The organism is Polynucleobacter sp. QLW-P1DATA-2 (assembly GCF_001870365.1).
Lineage (GTDB): Bacteria > Pseudomonadota > Gammaproteobacteria > Burkholderiales > Burkholderiaceae > Polynucleobacter.
The window spans coordinates 1-1,022 of the sequence record NZ_LZMQ01000013.1 but is presented as its reverse complement, the minus strand read 5'-3'; the positions used below and the strand labels follow the sequence as shown (position 1 = coordinate 1,022).

The window sequence follows — 1,022 nt, the reverse complement described above, 5'->3', positions numbered from 1 at the left end:
GGCTAGTATTGATATGGTGGCTGGGCCGATTGGTGAGGCACTCATTTCTACAGCAATTGGTATTGCAGTGGCTTTGCCAGCAGTGTTTTTCTACAATTACTTTGTACGTCAATTAAGGCTAACTAGTACCAATATGGATGGCTTTATCAATGATTTTTTGGCGCTTGGCTGTTGCTCAGGTGAAAAAAATACATCATTGATTGGGGAAATGCAATGGCTATGAAATTAGATCGCGGTAGCATGCAAACAATGGCAGAAATCAATGTCACGCCACTAGTTGATGTGATGTTGGTATTGCTGGTGATCTTTATTGTGACTGCGCCATTACTCGTGCCGCAATCAATGAAAGTTAATTTACCCAAAACAGTAGAGCTCAATAAGGCAGTGCCAACAAAGAATTCTGTATTGGCAGTGGATTCAAATGGACATATTCAGTTCGATGGCAAGGCCATCAATGATTCTGAATTAGTAGAGATATTTAAGGCAAAGGCAGGCCCTAATTTTCAGGTACAGATTCAGGCGGATCAAGCAGTGCCTTATGGGCGGGTAGCTGAAATCATGGCTTTAGCCCAAACCAACGGGGTGACAAAGATTAGCTTTGCTACTACTTCAAATATTAAAAGAAAATTACCTTACAAATAAGCGTTACTTAAAGTAACGCTTATCAAACCTAAGAAAATACTGTTTGAAGCAACGAAGTGTTAGGTGGTTGCTCCAAAAATCCTTTAGATCTTGTAACCAAAGACCGATAGAACGGTTCTTCTAAATCCACGAATTTGCTTACACATTTGCATACACACTGACACTGACCGCCCGCAGACCCTCTGTTTATATGGGTCTACTTTGGGTGTCTGCACTCATAATCTAATTAAGTTTTTTGATTTATTAAAATTACTTAATTAAATCAAGCAGTTAAGTGTAGTAAAAGTAGTAAAATTAGCTTCTACAGTGCTTCTACACTTTTTAGACCTAATTACTGGCCTAGTGAGTGCAGAAGTAGTGCGGCAAGTAATGTGAAGTTT

Annotated in this window: 2 protein-coding genes; both read left to right on the top strand. The window is 39.3% G+C overall.

All coding sequences use genetic code 11. The features are described from left to right. Positions 1 to 223, top strand: a 223-nt coding sequence (locus A9236_RS10810; protein ID WP_201721766.1) for a MotA/TolQ/ExbB proton channel family protein, incomplete at its 5' end; no start/stop codon positions are given. Then, positions 214 to 642, top strand: a complete 429-nt coding sequence (locus tag A9236_RS10805; protein WP_071467903.1) for a biopolymer transporter ExbD — start codon at positions 214 to 216, stop codon at positions 640 to 642. The genes A9236_RS10810 and A9236_RS10805, both read left to right, overlap by 10 nt. Positions 643 to 1,022 lie beyond the last annotated feature (380 nt).

Coding starts and splice junctions, on each gene's coding strand:
- A9236_RS10805 (WP_071467903.1), top strand. CDS start 214: ATGGCTATGAAATTAGATCGCGGTAGCATGCAAACAATGGCAGAAATC.